Genomic DNA, 24,042 nt, shown 5'->3' on the forward strand with positions numbered 1-24,042 from the left:
GCGAGGAATAATGAGCGTAAGACTAATTTTGAGGAGGGAGGAAGCGAAATGAAATCATCCCATCAATATTTTTTTCCGACGTACGAAGAAGCAAGAAGAGCCTTTCGGAAAAGAAGCACTGATGTAGCGGCAGTCTGGCCGGAGGCCTCGCTGACCCAGTATGCTGTCGGAAAGCCGGAAAAAGATAACACGACCGATATTATTGCAGCAGACGCCAAATACCATTCAAGCACGCTGATTGTAGTCACCACCGGCGTACACGGAATTGAAGGATATGCCGGTTCGGCGCTTCTGCAGCTGTTTATTGATGAATATCTGACGCAGCTGAATCCGAATACTACCGGGATACGCCTTGTGCATGCTGTGAATCCGTGGGGAATGAAAAACCGGCGGCGGGTGAGTGAAAACAACGTGGACCTGAACCGTAACTTTATTAAAGATTGGAGCAGCGTGCCCGCTTCACTGAACGAGCGTTTCGAAAAAGAAAAGAAGCACTTCGTACCGGAGGGGCCGGTCAAAAGCTGGAAAAAACAGCGCCGCGATCTGCTGGGCGCTCTCGGGGCAAAGGTATTTAAGCGCGGTGTCTCCGGCCTGGAAAAAGCGGCAACGATGGGGCAGTACCAGTACCCGACCGGTATTTTTTACGGCGGTGCAGCTTATGAAGAGCCGGTGGAAAAGCTATTGTCACGCATGGATGAATGGGTAAAGGAGTATGAAACGGTCGTCCATATTGACATTCATACCGGGCTGGGGCCTGCTGAACAGCTGTGGCTGCAGGTGCCGCATTCAGACCCGCGTAAGGAAAAAGAGCTTCAAAAAAAGTTCGGGCACCCTGAGGTAAACGATGTGCAAAAAACGGAGGTGAGGGAGATTAAAGGCGAGGATGCAGAATACGTAAAGGACGTCTACAGCCAGAGGCATCCGGAAAAATATATCTTCTCCTGCCTGCTTGAGTTTGGCACGATCGGCAACCGGCTGCCTGACCAGATGAGGGCGCTCGATATTGTCGTGCATGAAAACCAGTACTACTGGTACGGGGCGAAAAAAGAAGCAGACGCCCGTGAACTGCAGAAGGAATTTCATCAGCTGTTCGACCCGCCCGAAGAAAGCTGGAGACAGGCCGTGCTGAAGAAGGGCAAAGCAGGCTTTGATCTCGTGCTTGAAAAAGAAGCTGGGGTGCAGCTCGTTAAAAAATAATCGGGGGAAATAGAAGCAGGGCATGAAGCTTATTCGAAAACAGAATCTTTTGTGGCAGCAAATGACCGTATAATAGGGAGAAGGTCATTTTTCAAAAAAAGGAGGAAGAGCATGGACAGCTCATCCATTGCGCCGTTAATCGACAGCTTTAAGAAATTATTTCCAAAGGAGACCTCATTCGCTGCTGCGAGTACAGAGGCGTTCATCTACTACAAGCCGAGCCGGTCGGTCGACCTGTCTATTACCCCGGGCGACAGGGTAGTGCAGGATACGGTCAGCTATCATTCTCTGGTCGGGAAAAAGAAAACATCCCGTCATGTGAGCAGTCACGTATTCGGCGTCCCATACTACGGAACGTCGGTGCCAATTATTCAAAAAAATGAACTCGTAGGCTGTTTAACCGCAATTACTGTGCCAGGCGAAGCCCCGGGAGAACTCAAAATATTGACGATGCAGCATGAAAATGGCTGGAAACCTGTTCCCTACAACGACGTTTCCTATCTGGAAGCATATGACCGGAAAACATGGATGCAGACGAACGAGGGCAGGGGCACAAACAAATTTACGTTGCATCAGCTGGAGTGGCTGCTACCGGAGGAGACGTTCATCCGCTGTCACCGTTCATTCATCGTGAATATAAACAAAATCCGGGACATTCAGCCGGATTCGCATTCCACCTTTACGCTCATTATGGAGGAAGGTTCCCGGGTGCCGGTCGGACAGACGTATGCAAGCAGCTTCCGGTGGCGGCTGCAGTTCTAATTCATCCGCATATATGCTGGTTTATTCATAAATACCGGTCGTTTGTGCATAATTGAAAGAATCTTATGACACATCCTGCTACGCTGTACAAAAAGAAATGAGGGTTTACCGTGAACAATAAACTCCAGCAGGTGCTCCGGCACAACGATCTGAAGGAACGTATTGTGGATAGTGAAACAGCAGCAGGGTGGATTAAGGATGGAATGACCGTGGGTCTGAGCGGGTTTACACGTGCAGGAGATGTAAAAGCCTTGCCCGGGGCTCTCGTGGAAAAAGCGAAGCATGAAGATTTCTGCCTTGACGTTTATACTGGTGCTTCGCTCGGTTCGGATACGGACCAGATCATGGCTGATGCCGGCATTGTTTGTAAGCGATTACCTTTCCAGGTGGACCAGCGGATGCGCGAAGAGATCAACCAGGGTAATATTTCGTTTATTGACCAGCATCTGTCCCACACTGCAGAAGGCGTGCGCCACCGGTCGCTGAACCACATTGATGCTGCGATCATAGAAGCAGTGGCAATCACCGAAGAAGGATGGCTCGTGCCTTCCACTTCAGTAGGCAATTCGGCGGTCTTTGCAGAAGAGGCTGATATGATTATTGTGGAACTGAACACGGCCCAGCCTGCCGAACTGGAAGGAATGCACGACATTTACCATATGGGCCGGCAGGGAGAGAGAGGTCCGATCCCACTAAGGGACGTAGAGGACCGGATTGGCACCACTGCCATACCTGTGGATCCGGAAAAAATCCAGGGCATCATCATCACGAATGAATTGGATTCGCCGTCCACCGTCACCAGTCCGGATGAAACAACAAAGGCGATGGCCAGACACCTTATCGATTTTTTGAAGGATGAACACGGACGCGGAAATGCTGAAAAAGAGCTTCCACCGCTGCAGTCCGGCATCGGCACAGTAGCAAACGCTGTGTTTCACGGGCTGCTGGATTCGGAATTCACGAATCTGGAGGTGTACTCCGAGGTGCTTCAGGACGCCGTGTTTGATCTGATGGACGCTGGCAAAGTCCGGTTTGCTTCCGGCTGTTCGATTACTCTTTCCGGGGAGAAGATGAACGAAGTATTTCCGAAGCTTGAAGATTACCGGGATCAGTTGGTCCTGCGTCCGCAGGAATTGTCCAATCACCCGGAAATCATCCGGCGCCTCGGCCTGATTTCCATTAATACGGCCCTCGAAGCAGATATTTACGGTAATGTTAATTCGACTCATGTAAATGGCACGAATATGATGAACGGCATTGGCGGCTCCGGCGACTTCGCCCGCAACGGGCGCACAGCTATTTTCGTAACTAAATCAATTGCTAAAAACGGCGATATTTCCAGCGTAGTACCGTTTGTTTCCCATGTGGATCATACGGAGCACGATGTTGATATTCTCGTAACAGAGCAGGGCTATGCCGACCTCCGGGGACTTGCCCCGCGGGAGAGGGCTGCAGAAGTTATTCAGAACTGCGCGCATCCGCTTTACCGGGAGCAGCTGTGGAGCTATTTCCAACGCGCCTGTGAAGAAGCCGGCGGCCAGACGCCGCATCTGCTGGAAGAGGCCCTTTCCTGGCACGTGCAGATGCAGAGGGAAGGAACGATGCGGGAGGCTGCAACGAAAATCTAAAGTCAGGAAATGAAGCCTAAGCATCCGCTTTGTATACGTGGATCGGGACGATTACGGCCAGGGATCCAACAAGCGCAGCAAAAAGACAGCTTCTACTGGTACCAGAACGTGATTCAGACGAACGGGGAAGAGCTCTAAAAATAAGATATCATTCATTTGGCTAAAGCCGGGGCGGATGCTCCGGCTTTAGTTTTTGCTCCTGTAAAGACAGATAAGTTGCCATTTGTTTTTCGCCACGGATAGAATAAGCGTATAACTTGTTTTTCGGCAACGCGAATAAGCTTCCAAAAGAGGAGTGAGGCAGATGATTGATTTTTTGATTATCGGTGGCGGTATTGTTGGTACGGCGCTCGCACATGAACTTTCCCATTACCGGGGACGAACGGCGGTTCTGGAAAAAGGACGTACGCTCTCCGGGGTCCAGTCGACGCATAACAGCGCGCTTGTGCATCCCCCTGCAATGATGCCCGCTGCTAAAGGGAAAATGAAGTCTGAGCTTGGCAGAAACGGAAGCCGTCTTCACCGGATACTGGCGGAACGCTTTGATGTGCCTGTTTTTCAACACGGAGCGATCGCGACGGCACGCACCGATGAAGAGCTTGGAAAACTACACTGGCTGAAGCGGCAGAGCGAGGCAGAAGGCGTTCACACAATTACAATGTTAAGTCGCGAAGAGATGCTCGAGCGAGAGCCAAACCTGCACCCAGAGCTCAAAGGCGGCCTTTTTATGCCGGAAGCCATGAGTGCAGATACTGCTGTGCTTACAGACCGGCTTGCCTCCAATGCCAGCCGCAATGGGGCGGAGATCTATGTGAACACTGAAATCGTGGATCTGCGGAGATCGGAAAATGGATTTGAAGTAGAAACAACAGATGGGAAAGTTTTTCAAAGCAGATTTGTAATCAACGCGGCAGGTGCAGCTGCTGGATTTATTGCCGGTATGATTGAGGACGAAGTGCCGTTTGAACCGGTGCCGAGGCGCGGGGAATATATGGTGCTTGGAAAACAGGCTTCAGGATTTATTAATCATATTATCTATCCACCGCCGACAAGCCGGACGAAGGGTATCCTGATCATTCCACAGCCAGACGGAACGATTCGGCTCGGTCCTACAGATATAAAACAAAACAGCTTCCGCTTCGCTCTTCCGACAAAAGAAGGGATGGAGCAGATTCAAAACGAAGTCAACATGCTTGCAACAGGAATTCCTTATGAACTCACAGAGCGCCACTACGCCGGTATCCGATCGAGCATTACCGACCCGGATTTCTATATCCAGCCATCGGAGAAGCATGCGCGTCTGATTCATCTGGCCGGGCTGGACTCGCCGGGGGTAACTGCCTCTCCCGCGATTGCATCATATGCAGTATCCGATATTATTCAGAACATCGAATCCGTGGACAGAAAAACAGAGCCTGACCTAACTGGATACTGATGGTGAACGGGCTGCGGTTTTTGAAAAGGTTTCCGGTATTAAAATAAATTGTCATTGGAATTCACATTCCCACGAAGCTGGGACTTGCAAAGGGAATTAAACATGATTATCAGAAAGTAACATCGAAAGAGTCTACAGATATAAGGATGTATATTGATGATTTTAAAACCAGCTGGATATAGGAAAAACCGCCCCCAACCTGGTAAGAAAAACTTCATGTTCGGGAGCGGTTTTTTGTTGTGTCTTTTAACAAATCTGTATCACACGTCTATTAAAAGGTATCAGCCGTCATTCCTGGGAAGCGGATAAAATCCGTTGTAGAGCTGCTGCCATAGCGGCTCTGGAACATGGTATTTCGTCGGCTCGTTTGGATCAAAGGTGGCATTGATCTCGTGCTCGCGGCCCTCCTGAATTTTTCGTACAAACTGATAGTCAAGCAGCAATTCCCGTCCGAGGCAGACCAATTCCGTGCCCGTCTCCAGAGCACTCAGGGCATCATCTGCCGTGAAAATGGAGCCGATCCCGACTAGCGGAGCACGGCCGTCAATCCAGTCATGGATCAATTGGATCCGTTTCTGTCCATAATAAGGGCCCTCCCGCGTTTCGGAATGAATATCCATGAGAGACACATGGAAATAATCCAGCGGCTGATCAGCCAGCTTATCAATTAATTCCTTCGTTAATTCCATCGTAATTCCCGGGGACTCGGCTTCTTCCGGGGAGAAGCGGTATCCAACAATAAAGTCGTCGCTGCCGTGTTCTCTGGCTGAGGCGGTTACCTCCTCCACAACGGCCAGTGGAAACTTGAATGGATCGGCCCATTCGTCGTCCCGGCGATTATAATACGGAGACACAAACTGTTGAATGAGATAGTGATTGGCGCCGTGGATTTCCACGCCGTCAAAGCCTGCCTGGGCTGCACGTCTCGTCGCTTCCCCGAACGCCTGGATCGTTTCTTCGATTTCTTCTTTCGTAATGGGGCGTGCCTGGTGCTTTTGCGGTTCGCCAAAGCTTGCCAGCTCGATTGCACTTGGTGCTGCCACATCGCCTCCGGGAGTCAATTTAGGCAGAGACTGGGCCCCGCCGTGGTGAATTTGGGCGACGGCTTTTGCACCGTTCTTTTTCATGACAGCAGCTTGCTGGCGCAGGCCCTCGATATCCGAGTCTCTCGCGATGGACGGCTGTCCTGGGAATGCTTTCCCTAAAGCTGTCACATTGCTTGCTGCTGTAATAGCAAGGCCGACATCCTCCGACCGTTTTTCAATATAAGGAAGCTCCTGGTCGGAAATGGTGCCATCCTCGTTGGAGGACACGTGGGTTAATGGCGCTAATACAAAGCGGTTTCTTAGTGTAACTCCATTCGGTAATGTTAATGGTTGAAATAATGGGGTATATTTTTCGTTCATTGCTTAAGCCCTCCTTCTGCCAAAACACTATAGCACGATCCAAAAGGACTTCGCGAAAATGTTGCTTATCGTTTTCATCATCTTTCATATATGAACACTTTGTGTCCATTCATGTGAAAATATTCACAAAAACAGAAAATGTGATATATTAAAGGTAAGAAATATGTGAATACATTCACAAAAGGAGGATTCATAATGATTATTCGTTTTTTGAAGGAATCGACGATTGCGACGGTACTGTTTCTGATAGCACGCCTGTATTTAGGCTGGACGTGGCTCACCTCGGGGCTTGGTAAAATAACAGAAGGCTTTAATCCTGGAGGGTTTCTGCAGGGGGCGGTCGCTGAACCGGTTATGCAGGGCGGAGGCACAGCAGCAGCTTACCCATGGTACACTGCCTTCCTGGAAAATGTCGCTATTCCAAATGCCGGACTGTTTGGCTTTCTCGTTATGTGGGGTGAAGTACTGGTAGGTGCCGGCTTAATCGTTGGCTTGTTTACCACCACTGCCGCCTTCTTCGGCGGTACGATGAATATGGCATTTCTGCTGGCGGGTACAGTGTCGACTAACCCGATCATGCTTATTCTTGCCATCCTTCTCCTGGTTGGAAAAGGTAACGCCGGTAAAATCGGTCTCGACCGCTTTGTGCCAGCTGTGAAAGAAAAAATTGAACGCAGACCTAAAGAGCAACAAACGCCAAAAGCCGCATAGCAGTAAGTAAAAAGCCCTTGCAGGAGGGCTTTTTTTACTTGCGCGAATATGTAATAATATCGAAATAATACTGAGAAACGTTTACGAAACAGCAGCAGTGGAATGATAAATGTTAGCAGTATTAAAGCGAAAATTATTTAATGATGTTTGATAGATAGCTGTGTTTGGAAGGGAGGCTGTATTCATGGAATTTATTATAGGTATTTTGCTGCTCGTCGTATTCGTTTTCCTGGCTATTCGTATGGCCGGCTGTTTCTTTAAATTTATTCTGCCGGTGGCCATAGTACTTGTGATTGCTTATTTCATTTACCGTTCTATACAGGGCGGCTGACAATGATTAAACGAAAACCCCGCTTTTCAGTGGATGCTGAAAGCGGGGTTTTTTTATTCTTCTTCGTTATCGTCTTTGTTCGTTTGATCGACCATGCGCACAAGCGCTTTGGCAATGGCGTCTTTTTCATCCTTTTCGGCGTTCTGCCAGAGCTCGTTTAATACTTTCTCTTCCCGGTTGCGCGGTTCTTCATGCTTGGAAAGGTGTTCGGCGACGCGTTTGGTTGCTTTTGCCAGTCCCTTTTCCCCGAGGCCGATGCTTTCGCCTTTTTTCACCTGGTCGCCCAGATAATTTTTAAAGGTATTAAAGTTCTGCATGATCTGGTCTTTGTCTTCCTGGTCCAGCTTATCGACGTACTGTTCTGCTTTTTTTGGATCTTCCGCCATTATTATCTCTCCTTTAGGTTGAGTATTAGTAAGGGCTTTCCTTTTTTGATGAAAGGATAAACGCAAGGAAGAAAAAATGCGTCATAGTACACAGAAAACTATGCTTTTATTAAGTACTAGTTAAAGTGTTCTTATTATAAAATATCCTCCAAAGTAGTTTTATGATCAGAAAAAAGACGCCTTTTGCGGGCGTCTTTTTACATATGCTTATATTATTGAAAAATAGCGGTATATTGAAAGCCGAGCCGTTCGTAATTCTGCATGCGGTACATGTCGCGGGGAGTGTCCTCCTGATCAGCCACAAGAAAGATTGCTTTACCCGGGAAAAGGTTCATGGCAGACTGCTGCAGGGCGTGGCCGATGCCTTTTCGCTGTAGCTCGTCGTGTACGAACAGATTATCCATTTCTACCGCATGGTCGCCGGCAATCAGTTCTACGAAGCCGGCCGGGCGGCCGTGGTAGTAGGCGATCAGCTGGATAAACGAAGCATCATGAAACTGCTGCTCGAGTATGTGTTGCTTTTGGGCGGCGTACGCTTCGCCGAGAGGGAGGTCCTGCTCAAGCTGCATAGCGAGAAATACGGGCAGGTTTTCAACGTCGACACGCTGGATATCGCATCCTTCAGGGGCAGCTTTTCGCGGAAAATCATCCGGCCGGATGGCATACAGCTCCATCACGCTTACATCATAGAGGGAGCTGTGCAGATACTGATTTAACGCCCGGGGCATCTCTGTATTCGGCGGAAAATGGAATTTTAAATGTTTTAAGCCCCGGGTCCTGTGAAAGTTGCGCAGGTAGGCTTCGACCTCCTGGAAATAATCAGGATCCGGCATCTGTTTAAATGAAATAAAGTTGCTGTCAAAGTGATCCTTCCATTTTTCGGAATGATAGTGACGGTAATTGCGGTGGTCTTCGATGAGCGTTCCCGGAGTATGCACGTGGTGAAACGTAATAGGAAGCACAAACATCAGGCCTTTCGGTGTGTAATAAAAAAATCTACTTTACGGGAGCAGTTACAATAATAATTGTACTTTTGTCTTTTTCAAAATTCCAGTCGATGAAGATGTCCTGCACCTCTGCCCCTAAAAGGTCGGTAAACAAATCCTCTTCCATAAATAGTTCTTTTTCGAGCTCGCGTTTGGCAATTTTTAAAACATTGTCGTAGCCGAGAGCAATCAGCCTTTTTTCGATAGGGACGAGGATGCCGGTCCGGACAATCAGGGTCGTCCGGTTGTTTACCTGGACTGAGGAAACGTCGTCGGGCACGCGCTCTGCCCTGCTGCTTGTTTCCCCGATCACCTGCTCGAGCCTTTGTTTGTTTGGATAGTCTTTTTCAATCGGCTCCGAAGCCCTGCCGGCATTTTTATAGGACTCGGGCTTTAATCCGATAATGACGCCGGAGCGGCGGTCCATGTTCCAGTCGTAAAACAGCTCGTTTAATTCGATGCCGGTCGTGCTTTCCACATAGCGCTTCACTTCGGGAATAATTGTTTTCATCATGCTTTCCCGGAGTTCATGCACAGCTTCTGTGCCTTTATCTTCAAGCAGGTGCTCCTCGATGGAAGACATGAATTCGCGCAGGAAAATAATGGCGTGTGTCTCTCCGAGCGTCACATAGGCTGCCTGCGGTCCTCTTCCGAAAGAGTCCCGCAGCAGCCGGCCGACGTAGCTTGCGATGTCCTTCTGCTTCGCCTGAATATCAATCACTGGAATTCCCCTTTATTTTTAAATTTTATAATATTCATCATAAAAAAGGTAGATATTTCATTATTTATATGATAATTTTAATATATTAATCATATGACCGTTAGAAATGAAGCTGATGGGTCGTGACATTTGTCTTACGCAAAAGCAGGAACGTCAAAATTTCTATATTATCGGCCGCATGAGAAAAGACAGAGCGCTTTTTCTTCACAGCCAGTATCAAGAGCTTTCTTGGTGCTGGCTTTTTATTTCACTACCCTCTGGAGGAGATGAAAATTATGGAGCTTCGGTACGCGTATTGGTGCAATAGAAAATTAAGTGAAGTTATTGTCGGGCGTGAAACGGACCTGGATTATTTAAGGAAAAAAGGATACATGGTTTATCTCTGCTGCGACAATGCTGAACTGTATAATGCCGTAAAAAGCTACCGGATGCAGGAGTGGATCATTACCATAGTATCTGAATTGCCCGAATTTTCCGAACTTCTCCATCGTGAATACACACGTGAAAATATGCGCGTGTAATACATTAATTTCGCCCAATCACTATAACACAGAAAGGGAAAAGAAAACATGCAGCTGGTTAAGAGAGCGCAGAGAGGAGACGGGCGAGGCCGCAGAAATGCTTTCGAATCACGGCTTCAAGTGACCGGTTATACAGGCTCGCTGCCGGATGATACAGGGGAAAAATCAGGTGGTGCTCCTGGCTCCATATGTACTCCTTCCCTGAAGCGCTCACCTGCCGGATAGGGGATGTAAAGTGTATGCCTGCGGTCTCCGGCATACGCGGCGAACGCCCGAGCAGTCGCCAGTACGGGGTGCGTCCCATCGGACATAGAATCTTAGGCGCTGCCGAGCGGATTTCTTCGTCGAGCAGCGGGGCATGGGCCATAATTTCCTTTTGGTTTGGTGTGCGGTTGTACTTTCGCGGGGCGCCGGACGGTGTGGTGCCCCAGCGGTACGGACGGCTTTTGATTGTCCGGGTGACGTAGATGTCTTCCACCGGGTATGGAAGAAGCTCTAAATAGGAGAGAAACTGCCTTCCGGCGCGGCCGTCGTAAGGGCCGCCGCCCGTAATTTCCGTTTCTCCCGGCGCTTCCCCGATCATCATGACAACAGGATCAACCGGGTTTGGTCCATCGAGAAAGCCTTCACACCGGTGGCCTTCCATTCTTTTTTTCGCCTCTATCACTGCGGTTCTTGGCAGCATGTGCGTCTCCTCCTGCATACGTCCTGACTTTTGTATACCCGGGCGCGAAATATTCTATACTTGTGATAGGATATATAAAGGAGGTGGGGCGTGTGCAGCAGAAGCACATCATGTGGTTTGACATTATTTTTTACGTCGTCTTTCCAATCTTCATCTGGAACATGGCGCGGGACTATACAGGTGATTATATAGCGATGCTTATATCCTCGGTGCCGGGGATTATTTATACAGTGTACCGCTTCGTACTGCTGAAAAAGGTGAATACGTTCGGGATTTATATGATTGCTACCCTGATTATCGGCACTGTTCTCGATCTTATTGCCGGCGGCGGATTACAGCTTTTGTGGAATAATATCTACTACGATTTTGTTATGGGCGCATTTTTTATTTTAACCGTTATTTTTATGCGGCCGATCTGGCTCTTTTTCACTGTGGATTTTATGGAGCTTCAGGGCGGAGACCGCCAGCAGCTGAAAAAGCAGTTTTACGTGCGCAAATACTTATGGGTCTTCCAGGCGATTACGCTTTTTTTCGCTCTGCGGGAATTTATTCTCGCGTTCGTTAAAATCTGGCTTGTGCAGAGCTACGGTGTGGAGGCCTTTGACGAAGGGATTATTCTGCGGCAGGTGCTTTCGTGGACCATGAGCTTTATTGCCGTTGTCGGGTTTATCTTTATTGCCAAGTGGCTGCATGAAGACGGCATCGATGCCGGTGAAATCACAAACACCGGCCAGAATGACGAAAACGAAGAGCAGGACAACGAAGCAGAGGACGAGACGCCGGAAAACGAACGGGAAAAAGCATCTGAGCAAAGAACGTAAAAGCAGCCGCGAGTGGCTGCTTTTTTAGTTTGTCAGGCGTGAAGCACTAGTGGATGGAAACGGGTGGAAATGATCGCTGGAAATCGGTAAAATAGCAGGGACATCTTTGGTTTTCACAGAAAGCGGGCTGCATACATATGGATGAGTTTTCATTATCGATTTTATTGTTTTTGATTGTGATCGGTTTTCTCGCTGCGTTTGTCGATGCGGTAGTCGGCGGGGGCGGGCTGATTGCCATGCCGGCGCTTCTTTTTACCGGCATGTCGCCGCAGACGGCGCTTGGTACAAATAAGCTCGCGGGCACTATGGGCTCCGGGACGAGCATGATTTCCTTTCTCCGGCACGGCCAGATTAATAAGCGTCTTGTGTTTACGCTTTTTCCGCTGGCGTTTGTAGGTTCGGTCCTCGGCGTAATCGTCGTGCAGCGGATTCCTCCCGATATACTGGAGCCGATCATTTTAATTCTGCTTGTCGTCGTAACGATTTATACGCTTGCGAACAAAAATCTGGGCAGCCTGTCCACCTTTCAGAGCATTACCCGGAAGGTGTGGCTCGTCGGTGCACTTGTCGCTGTAGTCCTTGGATTTTATGACGGCTTTCTTGGGCCTGGGACGGGCTCATTTTTGCTGTTTGCCTTTATTTTTCTTGGTTTTAACTTTGTCGAAGCTGCGGGAAACGCCAAAGTGCTTAATTTTGCAAGTAACATTGGCGGGCTGCTTACGTTTATCTGGTTTGATTCGATACATTACGCGTACGGCCTGCCAATGGGGATTGCTATGATTGCCGGCGCATACGCCGGGGCAAATGTCGCCATTAAGAAAGGCTCGGCCTACGTGAAGATGCTGTTTATCATTGTGACGATTGCTTTAATCGCTAAAAATGCCTGGGATTATTTGATGTAAAAAGTCTTCGAACGAAGGCTTTTTTATTTGGTTTAAAATTTTTTTGAAAAAAAGTGATCCAATCAAAAACTTCGTTCGTAAACTGAGTAGTTCTTGCATAAAAGAATCATGCAGGTAAAGGGGGCAGGCGGTATGAAGCAATGGATACCAGCAGTGCTTATAGCCGCTGTAGTCTCTATCGCTGTTGGCTTTGGGGTCACCGCCGTCCTTCCTGTATTTTCTCCGCCGCCGGAAACAGAAGTGCTTTCGGGGGAAGGGGCGGAGAAAGAAAAAGCTGCAGAAACAAAAGAAGCCCCGGCAGAAAAAGAAAGCACAGCCGGGGCAGAGAAAACAGCTGTTTCTGCTGAAAAAGAAGACTTATCGCTCTCCGACCCTGAGAAATTATCTGTTCCATCCATCGATGTCTCGGCTCCTTTAGAGCCGGTAGGAGTGCTGGACAATGGGCAGATGGGCGTCCCCTCCACGGAAAACGGTGTAGCCTGGTTCGAGCTGGGCCCGGAGCCGGGAGAGAAGGGTAATGCTGTCATGGCGGGACATGTAGATAGTATCGATGGGCCTTCTGTATTTTACGATCTCGAAAACGTAAAAGCGGGGGAAGAGGTCCAGGTTACTAACGAAAATGGCCAGGAGCTCTTGTTTGAAGTCAGGCGTGTCGTGAGCTATCCGCGGGAGGAAGCTCCGATTGAGGAGATTTTCGGAAGCAGTGACAGCCGGAATTTGAATCTGATTACCTGCAGCGGCACGTTCGAACAGGAACACGGGACACATGATGAGCGGCTCGTCGTTTATACGGAGCTTACAGAAGAAAGCGAACAGATGCTTTTGGCAGCAGAGTAGCACATCGATGGATATAAAGGAGAGCGATTGAGCAACCGGGGCCTCAATCGCTCTCCTTTTATTTGTGTTTGCCCGACTACGGTTGGGTTTGCCCTCCATCTCCGGTACAATAGAGGTTGCAGTGTGAAACAAGTAGGAGGGACCCAGCATGAAAATAGTTGTATTTGGTGCGACCGGCAATAGCGGAAAACGTTTTGTCCGTAAAGCATTAAAAGAGGGCAGTGAAGTAGTGGTTTATGCCCGTCAGCCGGAAAAATTATTAATTGATAACGAAAATTTAACTGTTCATGAAGGAAAAATTACGAATTACCAGAATGTCTATGACTCCCTGAAAGACGCTGATGCCGTGGTCAGCCTGCTCGGACGCAAGGAAGCGGCGAAGGGCACACCGCTCAGCACAGGCATGTCCCATATCGTGAACGCGATGCAGGAGCGGGGCATCAGCCGTCTTGTGGCAGTTACAAGCTCGGATGTGAAAACCCCGCAGGACGGCACGTCCAAACGGTTCAGCCTGCTCACGACCGGCTGGAAAATGGCGAAATTTAAAGGTTCAAATGAAAATGCGAAAGCCGCTGATATTATCCGGCAGTCAAATCTGGACTGGACCTTGGTGCGGGTGCCGGTGCTTTCCGATAAACCTTCCGGGGAAAACGCGCCGACCGTAGGCTATCCGGGACGGCATGACCTGAAAAACACTCTCTACCGCCAGACGCTGGTGGATTTTCTGTACGAACAGCTTGAGGCGGGTGACTTTTCCAGGGAAGCTCCTGTGTTAAGCAACTAAATACGCTAAAAAGCAGGACCGAAAAATTTTCGGCCCTGCTTTTTTTATTCTGTATTATCCCCGCCACACATCTTTTGCGATGGCTACGACGTGCTCGAGCTTTTTCCACTGTTCGTCTTCAGTCAGAACATTGCCTTCCTCTGTCGAAGCGAACCCGCACTGCGGACTCAGGCACAGCTGCTCAAGCGGTACATACTCGGAGGCTTCCATGATTCTTGCTTTCACGTCTTCCGCATTTTCAAGCTCTCCGCTTTTGGAGGTAATCAGGCCAAGCACGACCTGCACATCCTCGCGGTTAATGAAGCGGAGCGGTTTGAAATCACCGGCACGATCGCTGTCATACTCGAGGAAAAAGCCGTCCACGTTGACGCTGCCAAACAAAATATCAGCTACCGGCTCGTAGCCGCCGGAAGAGATCCATGTGGAACGGAAATTGCCCCGGCAGATGTGCATTGTAATCGTCATATCCTCCGGCTTGTAGGCGATGGCTTCGTTGACCGCGCGTGCATGACGTTCCACCAGGGAACGGTGGTCGATGCCCTCCTGGTTCATCCGCTCCACCTGTTCCTCGGAGCACAGATATGCCCAGGACGTGTCGTCGAGCTGCAGATAGCGGCAGCCGGCATCATAAAACGTCTGTATCGCTTTTTGATACGCCTTCGCCAGATCGTCGATCATGTCTCCCGGACCGCTGTAAAGGTCGGTTTCAATCTCGCTTCGAAGGTGCAGCATATTCGGACTTGGGATCGTAAATTTTGCCTCGGTGCTGCCGGTGATCTGATGAAGGTACCGGAAATCCTCGAGCATCGGATGCTTATCGCTGAAATCAATTTTCCCGGTCACTTTAATACCGCGGGCCTTCGTCTGCACGCCTTCAAACTGGATACCCGAGTCTTTATCGTAGGCTTCCACGCCAATTAAATCTTCAAGAAAGTCAAAGTGCCACCAGGCGCGGCGGAACTCTCCGTCTGTGACAGCCTGAAGCCCTGTTTCTTTTTGCTTCTGAACGATGCGCTCGATTTCTTTATCCTCTACACGGCGCAGTTCGTCTGCGGAAATGGATCCATTCGCGTAGTTTTCCCGTGCTTCTTTAATAGCGGCAGTACGCAAAAGGCTTCCTACCTGGTCTGCCCGGTAGGGAGCTTTTGTCCGCCAGGATGCTGATTGTGCCATACTCTCTCTCCTTTAAAAACCATTGATGAAATATCTTGAAGCTTATCAAAATTTTGAATAGAAGTAAATTGCTTCAGAGAGAAACGAGGCGTGAAATAATATATAAAAACAATAAAAATAAAAGAAACAGAGCGATGCTTCCAGCGATCAGCGAATACAGGAAGCGTTTTTTATTTTTCTCTTCGGTATAAACGATGAAATACCTCAGCCCTGCCACTGTGAGGCTGACAGGAAGGATGAGGACAAGAGGGTGGGTGATGTAGGCAAGAAGCTCGCTGGAGGTGAAAAAAAGCCGGATCGTAAGCAGGACGGCATAGACAGCCAGAACCGCAAGAGCAGAATTAATGTAGGTGTGGGCGCGTGTCGGCAAGCAAAACATCCTTTTGACGTAATTTGTATCTATTATAACAAATTAATATTCGTCCAGGCATGAGGTTTTACTGCGCTTAGTCGGGAAAATAGGTGCAGCATTATGTAACGTAAAAAGAACCCGCCCAATTTTAGGCGGATTCTTTTGCGATAGATTGTTTTTGTTTGTAAATTAAAGCTATACGTCTGAACGTTCAGGCGGAGCATAAATATTTAATTGATTGTCCTGAAGCGAAGGAACGTGTTTAGCGAGAATATCTTCAATATGCTCCATTTCCTCCTGATCAAGTATCCAGCCGTCGACGCCCTCGGCTTCCTTGATCTGTTCCGGGGTCCGTGCTCCCCAGAGGCACATGCTGATGCCGGGATTTTCAAGCGTCCATCGTGCTGCAAGCTGGGCGATCGTTTTGTTTCGCTCGTGAGCAAACTCCTGCAGCTCTCTGACTGCTGCCAAATAGTAGTTTCTGCTGTTGTTCTGGTACAAGGGCAGACTCGCGCGAATGTCTTCATCAGTAAACGTGCTTTGGGCATCCACCTTGCCGGTCAGAAGACTGTGGGCGAACGTGCCCCAGGTAATGCCGGCAATATGATTACGCTCTGCATATTCAAACCATGGCTTTAGTTCCCGCTGGAACATATTGTACTGATTCTGCGTGGTATGCAGCGGAACGTACCGGCGTAATTCCTCCATCTCGTCCGGAGTGAAATTACTTACACCAACAGCGCGTATTTTTCCTTTTTCATAAAGCCTGTTCATTATTTCTCCCATTTGTTCCATGCCGGTTTCGTGGTCCGGCCAGTGAATTTGATATAAATCCAAATAATCCGTGTTCAAACGACGCAGCGTGTTATCTATTTCCGTTTCTACTTTATCCGGGCGCATGTCCCGGAAAAGCTCTTTATCTTCATTCCAGTTAACGCCGGGTTTGCCAAACAATTGTACCTGGTCCCTTGCGATACCGGCCTGTCTTAATGCTTTGCCGATAAACGCTTCGGAGTTTCCGAGCCCGTAATCCGGTGCTGTATCAATCGTCGTAATCCCTGAATCGATCGCCTGCCGGACCGTTTTCACTGCGGCATCCTCGTCCGGCTCATTCTGCCACATTACGCCTCCCATTGCCCATGTGCCTAAGCCTACGCGGGACACTTCTATATCTGTTTCTCCTAATAAAATTCGTTCCATTAATTATTTCCCCCACTCGGGTTGTATTTAATATTAGCTTTTACCCATGCAGAAGAATGATTCAAACAAAGAATAATGTCATAAGGGAATGTTGGTAAAAAAGTCTCCCACCGGCCAGGCCAGGGGAGACGAAGGAGGATTAATTATAAAGGGATGATATAAAAAAACACGGCAAAGAAATGGGCGGCGGAGCCGGCGAGGACAAAAAAGTGCCAGACGGCGTGATGGTAGGGAAAGCTCCGCCACATATAGAAGATGGTGCCGGCGGTGTACAATACGCCTCCAATAACTAGCAGCAGCAGGCCGCCGGTGGGCAGAGCGCTTACAAGCGCCGGCCAGGCAATAATAATGATCCAGCCCATGCCAATGTAAAAAACAGTCGACAAAATACGAAACCGTTTAGTGAAGAATGCTTTAAAAATAATGCCGATGACAGCAATGCCCCAGACAATGCTGAATAAAACCCAACTCAAGGTGCCGTGGAGGGCATGAAACAGAAACGGAGTGTATGTGCCGGCGATGAACAGGTAAATGGCAGAGTGGTCAAAGACTTCAAATAAATCCTTCAGTCTGCCCGGTGAAAAGCTGTGAAGCAGGGTGGAGCATACGTAGGAGAGAAGCATGGACGTGCCGAAAATAGAAACGCTGACCACATGGAGGGCTGAAGCATTCATGGAAGCGAAAACAATCATAATAATAAGCGCAGCAGCGCTCAGCAAAGCGCCGATGCCGTGCGTGACTGCGTTAGCGAATTCCTCCCGTTTGGTGAATGTATGGGTTTGATCCTGCATACGCCGCCTTCTTTCATTAACAATAGTTTCTTCATTATAACTTATTTTTAGCAGAGTTTCGAACAGGCATAAATGGCTGTGGGTTTGTTTGCCGGATGGAATGGGGCGGGTATGAGAACTCAGAGTGGATTTAACCAAGGAAGGAAGGGACTATAATGAAAGCAATAGGGTTTAAAAAACATCTTCCCATTGAAGAAGAGGCAAGCTTTGAAATGTTTGATATCGCCAAATCTGAACCGAAGGGCCGGGATCTGCTTGTGCGTGTGCAGGCGGTCTCTGTAAATCCGGTGGACACAAAAATCCGTGGAGGAAATGAAGGAACGGAAGAAGCAGAGCCGCAGATTCTCGGCTTTGACGCAGCTGGTGTCGTGGAATCGGTGGGCGAAGAGGCGTCGCTGTTCCAGCCTGGTGATGAAGTATATTATGCTGGAAGCAATCTGCGGCCCGGATCCAATCAGGAATATCAGCTGGTGGATGAACGGGTAGTGGGAAGACGGCCTGTGCAGCTTTCAATGGCTGAAAGTGCTGCGATGCCTTTAACCGCTGTTACTGCGTACGAAGCGTTGTTCGACCGGATTGGAATTGTACCGGAGCGGGACCGCGGCGCGTCCGTACTCGTGTTAAACGGTGCAGGCGGCGTTGGTTCCATTGCGATTCAGCTCGCTAAATGGGCCGGTCTTGACGTAGTGGCGACGGCTTCGCGTGAAGAAACAACTGCCTGTTGTGAACAGATGGGGGCAGATAAAGTGATTAACCACCATCAGCCTCTGTTCAAGCAGCTTCAGGATGCAGGCTACGAAGGGGTTGACTATATTCTCTGCTTTACCGATACGGCCCAGCACTGGTCGGGAATGGTCGAGTGCATTCGTCCACAGGGAACCATTTGTTCTATTGTAGAAACAGAGGAGTCGCTTCCGTTAACCGACCTGCAGGCAAAAAGCGCTGCCTTTATGTGGGAGTTTATGTTTACGCGGCCGATGTATCAGACAGAGGATATGATCCGCCAGCACGTTATTCTGGGGGAACTGGCTGACCTGTTTGACCAGTCGACCATCAAACCGACGGTGACAGAGACGCTGACACCGCTGAACGCCGAACAGATGAAAGAAGCGCACCGGCGGGTGGAATCAGGTAAAACGATCGGGAAAATTGTTCTTGAACACTGGGAGTAAATGAAAAACGCACCGCAGCCGGAGCCGGCTGCGGTGCTCTTTTTTGAGATCAGGAAGCGACTCCGAGAGGAGAAAAGATTACATAAAGGATACCGATACCGATAACGAGGCCGGCTGCCGCCGGCTTGGCGTATTTCCACGGCACCATATCCACAGGCGCTTCATTTTTGAATTCGAAAGGCTCCTCCATCGGTTTAAATTTCCCGACAACAAGCATGACAATAACGCTGAGGGGAAACAGCACACTCAGTACATAAAGGAAATTGAGCTCTCCGATAAAGACCTTGCTTGCACCGTACAAAATGATGTGCACCGGCACAGCGACCTTTGCGGCAAACGGCGACACTTTTTTTGTGTAAAAGCCAACGACCATAATGGCAAGCACGGGTATGTTGAAGAAGCCAAACATCTCCTGCAGATAATTGTATAGCCCGGACGGGGCAAACAAAATAAAGGGTGAAATAAAGATGGATACAATAGCGACAACCATTGCAAACCTTCGTCCGGCACGAACGAGAGCTGTTTCATCGGCATCCGGATGAAACAACGGTTTATACAAATCAAGCGTAAACAGCGTAATGACGCTGTTGATGCCTCCGTTAAACGAACTCAGGACCGCGCCAAACAAAATAGCTGCGAACACACCGGTCAGTACCGGCGGCAGCAGGTCGGTCACAAGCGTCGGGTAGGCGGCGTCCCCGTTTGCGAGGCTGTTGCCGTACAAATGATAGGCTATCACGCCCGGGAGCACGAGGTAAAAGGCGCCAAACAGCTTAAATAAGGCAGTAATCATGACACCCTTCTGGCCTTCTTTTAAATTACGTGCTGCGAGCGGGCGCTGAACGATGGCCTGGTTGATACAAAAATAAAAAAGGTTGTTAAACAAAAGCCCCATAAATATCGTCGGCCAGGGCACCTGGGCGTCATTGCTGCCGTCGATGGCATTTAACTTGTCTGTATGCTCTGAGGTGAGCGTCCCTACGCCGTCAAACATATTGCCGTTACCGAGCGCGATGAGCCCGAGTACAAGAATAAGCAGACCGCCGGCAATTAATCCGACCCCGTACAGCGAGTCAGCAGAGGCGATAGCCTTCAGGCCGCCAAACACTATATAAAGCATGCCGACAAGCCCGATACCGGCAGAAACAATTAAGACGGTAAAAAACTGACTCGTGCCGAGCACACTCGAAATATCAAATATCTGATCGAGCACGAGAGAGCCGGAATACAGCACTGTCGGCAGGAATGAAGACGCAAATCCAAGCAGCATAAGTAACGAAACAATCTGCCTTGTCCTCTGGTCATAGCGTTTTTCAAGAAATTCGGTAACGGTAGTTACTCCCACCCGTAAGTATTTAGGTAAAAACATAAATGCCATAAAAATGAGCGCAATGGGCGTGGTAACCTCCCAGGCCATTGAAGCCATCGAGCCGGTGTATGTCTGTCCGCTCAGTCCGACAAGCTGCTCGGTGGAGAGATTGGCAAGGAGGGTGGATGAACCGATGGTGAGCGCCATCAGACTGCGGCCGCCGAGAAAGTACCCCTCCTGGCTCTGCATATTAATGTTTTTCGTCCGGTAAGCGGCGTAGCCGGCAATAGCAATGGTAATAAGTATGAATGTAAAAAGTGAAAACATGATGTCCCTTCTTTCCTGCTGTAAAAGTATGTCGAAACGTTTTGAACAACGTGCACGAAAAAAGGTTTACCCCTGCTGATTTCCGCGCAAACCCCCGATAAAAGCGAATTGTATAAAAAACATCATAAAGATGGTTTTCTAATATAAATATAAAAGTTGATAAATAGGAAATGATAACCCTTACATGATGAAAATAAAAAAATCAATAGAAAAAATGTGACAAATTTGTGTCGTAAGCGTTTTACAGTCTAGACGTATAACAGGCCAGCCTATAGAATAAGAACTCGTTGTGGGATAAATGAGATGAAAAAATATTAATCAATATATCAAGGAGGGATAACAATGATCGTACGCAATGGCCAAACGTTCCGCCCAATGGTGATGATTGCCATGTTTATGATTTCTACGTTCGCTATCGGTACTACTGAATATGTCGCCATGGGGATTTTATCGAATGTCTCTGACTCCTTTGGCATCACGATTTCTGCCGCGGGTCTGATTGTCAGCATGTATGCGCTCGGCGTTGCCGTGCTCTCGCCAATTGCCATATCTCTTTTGGTGAAATTTCCAAGGAAGTATGTATTAATCGGTTTGATGCTGCTGTTTATCGGTTCCAGCGTGGCCAGCGCCCTGGCGCCAAACTATACGGTACTGCTGTGGGCACGCGTCTTTTCTGCATTGATGCACGGGCCGTTCTTTGCCATTGCGATGGTTATGGCAAGCGAGGTTGTCCCTCCATCGAAAAAATCCGGAGCGGTGGCTGCCATTAACGGCGGACTGACGATTTCCTTAATGATCGGGGTGCCGTTCGGTGCCTATATCGGAGATTTGTTTGACTGGCGCATCGTATTTGCCGGCATCGCTGGACTCGGTATTATCAGTCTGCTCGGGATCATCTTCTATGTACCAAACATGAATGCTGAAGAACCAACGTCCATGAGAAAAGAGCTCGGCGTTTTTAAAAGAAAACAGGTATTGTTTGCGCTCGCTATTACAGTGTTCGGCTATTCAGGCGTTTTCACTGCCTACACGTATATTGAGCCTCTGCTTCAGGATATAACAGGCTTTGGTCCGGCAGGTATAACGCTTTCCCTCTTTTTGTTCGGTGTCGGAGGCGTGCTTGGGAACATGCTGTCCGGGCGTCTGAACGCAGAGTCTCTGCTGAAGCCATTGATGGTCGTAATGGCTTCCCTGACCGTCATTCTGTCGACGCTCACCTTAACAAGCACGATCGCATGGCTTGCACCGGTGTCAGTGCTCCTGCTTGGTATGGGCGCCTTTGGTACCGTGCCTATTCTGCAGACAACAGTTATCCGGGCAGCGGAGGGAGCGCCTTCGATCGCAAGTGCTTCCGCAGTCTCTGCCTTTAACCTGGCGAATGCCTTTGGGGCCTGGGTCGGCGGTATGGTGATCAGTCTTGGACTGAGCCTGCCGCTGATCGGCATGGCCGGCGCTGTTATTACGCTCTTAGGTCTCATGCTTTCGTGGCTGTCGTTTCGCTCCAGCGAAAAAGAAACGCAGGAAGAAAGACAGGGAGTCCCGGCCACAGATTCCTACTAGAAAAACGAAAAAATCCGCACGCTCGGGAACGAGCATGCGGATTTTTTCATTTAAAGATTGGCGGCAATATCGGCGGCGTATTGGAAAGATTTCTTTTTTGCTTCAAAATCATAAATGTTGGTAATGCCCATCAGTTCATCGAGCTCAAGCTTATCCCGCAGTTCACGCAGCTGTTTCTGTACGGTGGCCGGGGAGCCAATAACAGCTCGCCGCCGATTTTCCTGAGCTTTTTCCCGTTCTTCCTGTGTCCAGGAGTCGGGATTTACGCTCTCCGGGGCAGGTACTTTCGTATTGGCGCCTTTTTCGACATTTAACAGCCACTGATCCTGGCTGAGCGCCAGAAAATCCGCCTCTTCGTCAGTAGCCGCGCATACAATAAATACGCAGGCAGCGGTCACCGGCTGGGGCTGCCGGCTGCTTGGCACAAAGGAAGAGTGGTATTTATGGACTGCCTCTATGCCCTGGTCCGGACTGATAAACTGGCCGAACATGAAGCCGGCACTTTGCTTTCCGGCATCCCGGGCCCCGCGTTCGGACAAGCCAAGTACCCAGGTTTCAGGCAGGGATCTGCTCATCGGGGAGGCTTTAATTGAGGCATAAGGGTGATCGCCGGGCAGGGAGCGGTCAATAAACCCCTGAACCTCCTGAAGAAGGCGGGGGAAGGCGGACATGCTCTTTTTATTGCCGTCTGTCAAGGCTTCCCGGATCGTGTTGCCTCCGCCGGGTGATCTTCCGATGCCAAGGTCGATCCGGCCGGGAAATAAAGCTTCAAGCACTTTAAAGTTTTCGGCTACCTTGTACGGGCTGTACTGCGGCAGCAGGACGCCTCCCGAGCCAATACGGATACTTGTAGTGACACTTGCCAGGTGGGACATTAGAATTTCCGGCGATGAGCCGGCCAGGCCGCTGGTGCTGTGGTGCTCGGCTACCCAAAAACGGTGAAAGCCCCATTTCTCTGCCATTTGAACGAGTTCACGGGTGTGTTCGAAGGCTTTTTCGGGAGTCTCACCTTCTGCAATCGGTGACTGATCAAGAATACTGATATTCATGCGCGTTCCTCCAACTAAACAGAATGCTTTTCTATGCTAGTCCAGTGTAAAAGAAAAACGAAAAAATCTACAGTAAATGAAATGGGGGGAGATCAATGAACACAGAATCGCTGCATCGTTGGATATATCAGATGTACGACATAGAAGCAGCTTCGCTCGGGCGATGCGGAGCCAAAAGCTTCAGCATACGGGACGGGGAGGGCCTGGAATGGCTGCTTGTGACCGGGGAGCCTGTGCTGCCGGAGGGCGAGACGGCCCGGTGGCTTGAAGCTGAGAGTGATATCAGCATAAAAAAAACAGTAGAGGGAGATAAACTGGCGGACGCCGGGGAGAGAGGCCTGGCCTATATGTATGAGAAGAAATCGGGAAACCATGGGAGCGCCCGCATGGAAGAATCAGACTACCGGCAGCTTGGTGCCTCACTGGCAGTAAAGCACCGCAGCTGGCATGAGAAATTGCCGATGAACGATAAAGAAAGCCTCTCGCTGGCAGAGCACACTGTACAGGCAGAATACCGGCAGATGCACATGCTGCTTCCGAAAGGCCAGACGGTTATCCGACAAAGCATCGAAGCCCTGTTTCCTGTAGTGCAGCGTGCGGTCCGCGGGCCGGACGGCACAGGTTTTGTTTTCAGGGAAATGAATTGGAAGCAGGGCGGTCCGGGAGAAGGTTTGCTGTTTCCGGGAGCGATGCCGGGGGTTCATGTAAGCTTATATGATCTTGCGGCGCTATTGCGGAGCATTCTGCTGGCCTTTTCCGGCGAAGGGGATTACCAGCCCTTTGCCCGAATGGTTTTTAATGAACTCCTCGCCGGCTATGACAGCGTACAGAGCATACCGCTGCCTTCGCTGCAGCAGTTTGCGAATATTTTGGAATGGCACGACCTGTATCAATATGCTCTTCTTTGGCAAAAAGCTGGCACATCTGCCGAAGCGGCGGTCAGAGTGAGGGAACAGCTCCGGCTTGAGCACCGGCTTCCGTTGCTCGAAATTTAAA

Annotated in this window: 25 protein-coding genes and 1 pseudogene; 15 read left to right on the forward strand and 11 right to left on the reverse strand. The window is 49.4% G+C overall.

Features of this window, described 5'->3' with window-relative positions; all coding sequences use genetic code 11:
- Window positions 1–48 precede the first annotated feature (48 nt).
- From G548_RS0106495 to G548_RS0106510, 5 genes and pseudogenes are all read left to right on the forward strand, one after another.
- Window positions 49–1,197, forward strand: a complete 1,149-nt coding sequence (locus G548_RS0106495) for a M14 family metallopeptidase (protein WP_022793345.1) — start codon at window positions 49–51, stop codon at window positions 1,195–1,197.
- A gap of 111 nt (window positions 1,198–1,308) precedes the next feature.
- The gene (locus G548_RS0106500; protein WP_022793346.1) at window positions 1,309–1,959 is read left to right on the forward strand and encodes a LytTR family DNA-binding domain-containing protein; all 651 of its coding nucleotides are present in this window, start codon (window positions 1,309–1,311) and stop codon (window positions 1,957–1,959) included.
- Between the two features lie 110 nt (window positions 1,960–2,069).
- The gene (scpC, locus tag G548_RS0106505) at window positions 2,070–3,587 is read left to right on the forward strand and encodes a succinyl-CoA:acetate CoA-transferase ScpC (protein WP_022793347.1); all 1,518 of its coding nucleotides are present in this window, start codon (window positions 2,070–2,072) and stop codon (window positions 3,585–3,587) included.
- A gap of 31 nt (window positions 3,588–3,618) precedes the next feature.
- Window positions 3,619–3,725, forward strand: a pseudogene (locus G548_RS19705) (family 1 glycosylhydrolase); the annotation flags it as partial.
- Between the two features lie 166 nt (window positions 3,726–3,891).
- On the forward strand, window positions 3,892–5,022 hold the full coding sequence (locus G548_RS0106510) for an NAD(P)/FAD-dependent oxidoreductase (RefSeq protein ID WP_022793348.1): 1,131 nt from the start codon (window positions 3,892–3,894) through the stop codon (window positions 5,020–5,022).
- Window positions 5,023–5,303: 281 nt separating this feature from the next.
- Here the strand turns inward: G548_RS0106510 and G548_RS0106515 are convergent, their stop codons facing one another.
- On the reverse strand, window positions 5,304–6,428 hold the full coding sequence (locus tag G548_RS0106515; protein WP_022793349.1) for an NADH-dependent flavin oxidoreductase: 1,125 nt from the start codon (window positions 6,426–6,428) through the stop codon (window positions 5,304–5,306).
- 195 nt (window positions 6,429–6,623) lie between these two features.
- Between G548_RS0106515 and G548_RS0106520 the strand changes: the two genes are divergently transcribed.
- Together G548_RS0106520 and G548_RS19155 are read left to right on the forward strand one after the other, a co-directional pair.
- Entirely contained in the window at window positions 6,624–7,139 is a 516-nt protein-coding gene (locus G548_RS0106520; RefSeq protein WP_022793350.1) for a DoxX family protein, read from the forward strand.
- Window positions 7,140–7,323: 184 nt separating this feature from the next.
- Window positions 7,324–7,470 (forward strand): hypothetical protein, encoded by a 147-nt coding sequence (locus G548_RS19155; protein WP_022793351.1) that lies wholly within the window; start codon window positions 7,324–7,326, stop codon window positions 7,468–7,470.
- 53 nt (window positions 7,471–7,523) lie between these two features.
- Here the strand turns inward: G548_RS19155 and G548_RS0106530 are convergent, their stop codons facing one another.
- The 3 genes from G548_RS0106530 to G548_RS0106540 form a co-directional block, all read right to left on the reverse strand.
- A complete protein-coding gene (locus G548_RS0106530; RefSeq protein WP_022793352.1) occupies window positions 7,524–7,856 on the reverse strand; it encodes a DUF3243 family protein in 333 nt (110 codons plus the stop codon).
- A gap of 212 nt (window positions 7,857–8,068) precedes the next feature.
- Window positions 8,069–8,818, reverse strand: coding sequence for a GNAT family N-acetyltransferase (locus G548_RS0106535; RefSeq protein ID WP_169435229.1), 750 nt, complete (start codon window positions 8,816–8,818; stop codon window positions 8,069–8,071).
- A gap of 34 nt (window positions 8,819–8,852) precedes the next feature.
- Complete coding sequence (locus tag G548_RS0106540; protein ID WP_022793354.1) at window positions 8,853–9,563, reverse strand: Na-translocating system protein MpsC family protein; 711 nt, start codon at window positions 9,561–9,563, stop codon at window positions 8,853–8,855.
- 275 nt (window positions 9,564–9,838) lie between these two features.
- On the opposite strand from G548_RS0106540, the gene G548_RS0106545 reads away from it, so the two are divergent.
- A complete protein-coding gene (locus tag G548_RS0106545) occupies window positions 9,839–10,084 on the forward strand; it encodes a hypothetical protein (protein ID WP_022793355.1) in 246 nt (81 codons plus the stop codon).
- Between the two features lie 58 nt (window positions 10,085–10,142).
- Here the strand turns inward: G548_RS0106545 and G548_RS0106550 are convergent, their stop codons facing one another.
- On the reverse strand, window positions 10,143–10,769 hold the full coding sequence (locus G548_RS0106550; protein WP_022793356.1) for a uracil-DNA glycosylase: 627 nt from the start codon (window positions 10,767–10,769) through the stop codon (window positions 10,143–10,145).
- A gap of 92 nt (window positions 10,770–10,861) precedes the next feature.
- Here G548_RS0106550 and G548_RS17495 point away from each other — a divergent pair, with 92 nt between their 5' ends.
- The 4 genes from G548_RS17495 (at window position 10,862) to G548_RS0106570 (ending at window position 14,113) form a co-directional block, all read left to right on the forward strand.
- A complete protein-coding gene (locus tag G548_RS17495) occupies window positions 10,862–11,590 on the forward strand; it encodes a VC0807 family protein (protein WP_022793357.1) in 729 nt (242 codons plus the stop codon).
- 137 nt (window positions 11,591–11,727) lie between these two features.
- Window positions 11,728–12,492: a sulfite exporter TauE/SafE family protein gene (locus tag G548_RS0106560; RefSeq protein ID WP_022793358.1), complete on the forward strand. Its 765-nt coding sequence runs from the start codon at window positions 11,728–11,730 to the stop codon at window positions 12,490–12,492.
- A gap of 132 nt (window positions 12,493–12,624) precedes the next feature.
- Window positions 12,625–13,329, forward strand: a complete 705-nt coding sequence (locus G548_RS17500) for a class F sortase (protein ID WP_022793359.1) — start codon at window positions 12,625–12,627, stop codon at window positions 13,327–13,329.
- 148 nt (window positions 13,330–13,477) lie between these two features.
- A complete protein-coding gene (locus G548_RS0106570; protein ID WP_022793360.1) occupies window positions 13,478–14,113 on the forward strand; it encodes an NAD(P)-dependent oxidoreductase in 636 nt (211 codons plus the stop codon).
- A 54-nt stretch (window positions 14,114–14,167) separates the two neighbouring features.
- On the opposite strand, the gene G548_RS0106575 is transcribed toward G548_RS0106570, so the two are convergent.
- The 4 genes from G548_RS0106575 to trhA all read right to left on the reverse strand — a co-directional run bounded on the left by G548_RS0106575 (window position 14,168) and on the right by trhA (window position 17,629).
- On the reverse strand, window positions 14,168–15,286 hold the full coding sequence (locus G548_RS0106575) for a 5-methyltetrahydropteroyltriglutamate--homocysteine S-methyltransferase (RefSeq protein WP_022793361.1): 1,119 nt from the start codon (window positions 15,284–15,286) through the stop codon (window positions 14,168–14,170).
- 73 nt (window positions 15,287–15,359) lie between these two features.
- On the reverse strand, window positions 15,360–15,656 hold the full coding sequence (locus G548_RS0106580; RefSeq protein ID WP_022793362.1) for a hypothetical protein: 297 nt from the start codon (window positions 15,654–15,656) through the stop codon (window positions 15,360–15,362).
- A gap of 177 nt (window positions 15,657–15,833) precedes the next feature.
- Window positions 15,834–16,838: an aldo/keto reductase gene (locus G548_RS0106585; protein WP_022793363.1), complete on the reverse strand. Its 1,005-nt coding sequence runs from the start codon at window positions 16,836–16,838 to the stop codon at window positions 15,834–15,836.
- Between the two features lie 143 nt (window positions 16,839–16,981).
- Complete coding sequence (trhA, locus tag G548_RS0106590) at window positions 16,982–17,629, reverse strand: PAQR family membrane homeostasis protein TrhA (protein ID WP_022793364.1); 648 nt, start codon at window positions 17,627–17,629, stop codon at window positions 16,982–16,984.
- A gap of 155 nt (window positions 17,630–17,784) precedes the next feature.
- Here trhA and G548_RS0106595 point away from each other — a divergent pair, with 155 nt between their 5' ends.
- Window positions 17,785–18,801, forward strand: coding sequence for a zinc-binding alcohol dehydrogenase family protein (locus G548_RS0106595; protein ID WP_022793365.1), 1,017 nt, complete (start codon window positions 17,785–17,787; stop codon window positions 18,799–18,801).
- A gap of 49 nt (window positions 18,802–18,850) precedes the next feature.
- Here G548_RS0106595 and G548_RS0106600 read toward each other — a convergent pair whose 3' ends face one another.
- Entirely contained in the window at window positions 18,851–20,437 is a 1,587-nt protein-coding gene (locus G548_RS0106600) for a solute:sodium symporter family transporter (protein WP_022793366.1), read from the reverse strand.
- 342 nt (window positions 20,438–20,779) lie between these two features.
- On the opposite strand from G548_RS0106600, the gene G548_RS0106605 reads away from it, so the two are divergent.
- Window positions 20,780–21,997 (forward strand): MFS transporter, encoded by a 1,218-nt coding sequence (locus G548_RS0106605; RefSeq protein ID WP_022793367.1) that lies wholly within the window; start codon window positions 20,780–20,782, stop codon window positions 21,995–21,997.
- A 50-nt stretch (window positions 21,998–22,047) separates the two neighbouring features.
- On the opposite strand, the gene G548_RS0106610 is transcribed toward G548_RS0106605, so the two are convergent.
- Complete coding sequence (locus G548_RS0106610; RefSeq protein WP_022793368.1) at window positions 22,048–23,046, reverse strand: LLM class flavin-dependent oxidoreductase; 999 nt, start codon at window positions 23,044–23,046, stop codon at window positions 22,048–22,050.
- A 95-nt stretch (window positions 23,047–23,141) separates the two neighbouring features.
- On the opposite strand from G548_RS0106610, the gene G548_RS0106615 reads away from it, so the two are divergent.
- On the forward strand, window positions 23,142–24,041 hold the full coding sequence (locus G548_RS0106615; protein ID WP_022793369.1) for a hypothetical protein: 900 nt from the start codon (window positions 23,142–23,144) through the stop codon (window positions 24,039–24,041).
- Window position 24,042 lies beyond the last annotated feature (1 nt).

Origin of the sequence: Marinococcus halotolerans DSM 16375, assembly GCF_000420725.1 — a bacterium.
GTDB classification, from domain to species: Bacteria; Bacillota; Bacilli; order Bacillales; family Marinococcaceae; genus Marinococcus; species Marinococcus halotolerans.